Here is a 3,661-nt window from a genome sequence, read left to right on the forward strand (position 1 = left end):
GAGTTTTTAGCATCAATAGTAAATCCGTTACCATATATGGTTAAATCTTTATTGATAACTATTCCGTCAACAAGTTCATCATCATCTGTTCCTGAAATAAATTGATAATTTTGACCCAAATCAATTACTGAATTTTCATTTATTAATCTCTGTAACTCAGTGAATGATCCTTCACCTTCAGATTTTACTTTTTGTTGAATGTTTTTGTTTAAGTTAGTATTTTTTGATGTAATATTGAATTCGTTTGTTTTAATAGCATTTTCTGTTTGTCTATTTGTAATTTCTGAAATTTCTGAATAATTTGTTTTATCACTTGTATTATAATTTTTTACCTCTGCATCTGTACTAGATTGACTAGTACTAGATTGTACCACCTTATCCACATCATAATTGTCGGGTGTGGATAATTTTATATCGTCCATTATTTCTTGCATATTATTGACATCTTTAACTTCCGTTGCCGACGCCATAGTTACTCCAAAGAGTAGTATTGCAAATATAACAAGAAATAGTAGACAATGCTTATTGTTTAACGACATAAAATATCTCCTTTTTTACATTAAGCATTGTTTACTTAGTGGTACACCTAAATAAACATTTTAAAAAAACCTTTATATAGTATTTTTTTCTTGTTTAATTATATTATACAAAAGTATCCATTAATAAAATAATAACTTTATTAATGTGAAAATATATTTCTAATTTAACTTATAAAAATATTACTAAAAATCAATGAAAATTTATATTTATTAAAGAAAATATAAAATAATAAATCATTATATATTAAAATACCTTATTTTCAATATTTTTTTTTAAAAAAGAATCCTGAAAATTAAACAATCCCTATAATTATTAAGGAACCTTGAAAAAAAAATGAAAAATTTAATAAAAATAGTTATTTTAGATAAAAGTTTATTTTAATGAAGTTCATTACAAAATGATATTAAATTGAATGTTTTATTGAATAAATTTAAAGAATTAAATCTCCATATTCTGGATATTTATTTATAAATTCTTTAACTTCCTGATCTAAAAAATCAAACCATGTTTGGTGTGAGATACTTCTTGAAAAATGTTTTATATGCATAACTTGTCTTTCCTGTTCTTTTTCTTCAATTAATGATATGATTTCATCAGATACTTCAATTTCTTTTAAATCATCTTTTATTTTACCATTGTAGGCTACTTCTACATCTTTAAATGCTAAGGGAAGAACATCCCCATTTTTCCTAGTAATCTCAATCATTTCAAAATATTTTTCTGCAATTTTTGTATAATTGAGTTTGGTTTTTGTAAATTCGTTTTGTGTTTTTGTCATCTCTTCTAATTTTTCTGTATCCCATTTCATCATTTTATCACGCCATATATAATTATATGTTTTTAATATTTTAATTATTTGATGTCATATGAAAAACTATAAAAAATAAACAACCACATATAGATGTACTCTTATTTTTTTCATATTTTAATTATCATATGAACAAAGCGATTATAAAAAATATATTATATAAAAAAATTAAAAAAAAAGAATGAATTATAATTATTCACTTATAGGTTGAAAGTTTCTTTTAAGTCTTTGTAGGTAAATATTTGCCCATACGAAACTAATTATACCACCTAAAAATCCTCCCAATACTACACCATAATAAATTCCTTGTTCTCCCATACCCATTACTACTCCAAACAGATATGAAAATACTACTTCAAGTAGTAATGCTCGAATGAATGTTAATATTAATGAAGTAAATCCTTTTCCAACTCCCTGGAACAACATTGCAGATACCATTCCTAAACAGACGGCATAAATGAAAATTATCATTATTTGTATTAAAACTGCAATACGTGGTGCTAAACTTGCACTTGAAGAGTATGCAAATACCATACTAATTTGTGGTGCAAATATAAAGAATATCACTGCCATTACTGTACTTACTATTAATCCTAATTTTAATGTATAGAAAAATGCATCTTGTAATTTTTGATAGTTTCTTGCCCCATATGATGCACCAGCGACTGTAAGTAAAGCTGTACCAAATCCTATTAATGGAATCATGGATAACTGTATTAATCTCATTCCTGCAGTATATGTTGCTACTGCAACTGTTCCTGCAACTAAAACCAACAAATAGTTTTCAATTATTCCTAAAGCGCTGAAAATTAAGTTTTCTGCAGTTGAAGGTATTGCTACATTTAATATTCCCCAGGTAATAGAATTTTCATAATGGAAGTTTTTGAATTCCAAGTTTATGAATGTATCTTTTTTGATGTGCATCCAATAAATTAGAACTAAACAACTTAAAAATCCTGAAAATACTGTTGCCCAAGCTGCTCCTTCAATACCTAAGTTTAAAATGTAAATGAATATCGGATCCAGAACTATATTAAATATTGCCGTAATTGCCATTACATACATAGCTCGTTTAACATCACCCTCAGAACGAAGAATTGCAGTTCCTACATTACTATATATAAAAATTATCATAAAAGCAAAAACAATTCCTCCATAACCTAAAGCTAAACTTTTTGAAGATCCTGCCCCCATTATTTCAAGTAATGATGGTAATAAAAAATACATGGCAACTGAACCAAGTACACTAATCAAAATGGTTAACATTAAACTATGTAATGCAGTATTATTTGCTTCGGGTACATTTTTTGCACCTATAAATCGAGCAATCATACTATTTGCTCCGGCACCTATACCATTTCCCAGACCAACCAATATCATAAATAGTGGTGTGATAAAACCTATGGCTGCCAATGCATCTGAACCTAACCCTGCAACCCATATACTGTCTGCTAAATTGTATGCCATGATAAGAAACATACTTACCATCATGGGCCAAGCTAACTTTTTGATTGCTGTTTTATGATCACCAGTTAATAATTCAATATTACTGTTTTTTCCTTTTGTTTTTTCCATTTAATCCCCCATGACCTCTTCATTGTATTCTTTAGAATTGTTTAAAATTTCCAAAAACAAATCTATCAATTCTTCACGTGTAATAGAAACATTTTTCATAATTTCTTCTTCACGCTTTATTCCTACTTTTCTAAGTTTAATTGTAAAATCTCTTCCTTTATCAGTTAAACTTATCTTATTTTGTCTTCTATTTTCATTATCTTCTTCTCTGTTAACATATCCTAAATCTTCCAATTTTCTAATATTTCTGGTTAGTAATCCATTATCTATTTTTAAATCTATGGCAATATCTTTTTGGTAGATATAGTTATGATTTAATAATTTTAACAATATTGGAATCTGTTGAAGATTTATTTCTTCATTTTTCAAATAGTGTTTATAATAAGAATTCTGTGATTTGAGAAATAGTGTAAATAAGAATGATAATGAAATATTTTCTTTATCAATTGGACATTTCATTTTATATGCCTTTAATATTGTTGTATAATAATAGTCTATTTCTTTGACTATATATAATTTTTGATAAAGTCAAAGATTGAAAAAGATAATTATTGAGTTACTAACATAATTATTTTATTTTGGTTAAAAAATCTACTTTACTTTATATATATTAATTTATTTTTTACGGTTTAAAGGCCAACATTTATATACTTAAAATATTATATTATATAGTATACCCATGGGGGTATAGGTATTTAATAAAAATATTTAACCATATACCCTTATAGAAAATATCCA

The 3,661-nt window shown here is 26.1% G+C and carries 4 protein-coding genes; all 4 read right to left on the reverse strand.

All coding sequences use genetic code 11. The features are described 5' to 3' along the window. On the reverse strand, positions 1-539 hold a 539-nt coding region (locus tag QZZ11_RS01615; protein ID WP_292472935.1), incomplete at its 3' end, for a hypothetical protein. Positions 540-970: 431 nt separating this feature from the next. Beyond that, positions 971-1,351 (reverse strand): hypothetical protein, encoded by a 381-nt coding sequence (locus tag QZZ11_RS01620; protein WP_292472937.1) that lies wholly within the window; start codon positions 1,349-1,351, stop codon positions 971-973. A gap of 189 nt (positions 1,352-1,540) precedes the next feature. Further along, a complete protein-coding gene (locus QZZ11_RS01625; RefSeq protein ID WP_292472939.1) occupies positions 1,541-2,923 on the reverse strand; it encodes an MATE family efflux transporter in 1,383 nt (460 codons plus the stop codon). Then, positions 2,924-3,382 (reverse strand): MarR family transcriptional regulator, encoded by a 459-nt coding sequence (locus QZZ11_RS01630; RefSeq protein ID WP_292472941.1) that lies wholly within the window; start codon positions 3,380-3,382, stop codon positions 2,924-2,926. Positions 3,383-3,661: the final 279 nt, after the last annotated feature.

It is taken from the genome of Methanosphaera sp. (genome assembly GCF_016282985.1).
In the GTDB taxonomy this organism is placed as follows: Archaea; Methanobacteriota; Methanobacteria; order Methanobacteriales; family Methanobacteriaceae; genus Methanosphaera.

Excerpts from the sequence above, each read along its gene's own strand:
- QZZ11_RS01620 (WP_292472937.1), bottom strand. The coding sequence starts at position 1,351 with ATGATGAAATGGGATACAGAAAAATTAGAAGAGATGACAAAAACACAA.
- QZZ11_RS01625 (WP_292472939.1), bottom strand. The coding sequence starts at position 2,923 with ATGGAAAAAACAAAAGGAAAAAACAGTAATATTGAATTATTAACTGGT.
- QZZ11_RS01630 (WP_292472941.1), bottom strand. The coding sequence starts at position 3,382 with ATGAAATGTCCAATTGATAAAGAAAATATTTCATTATCATTCTTATTT.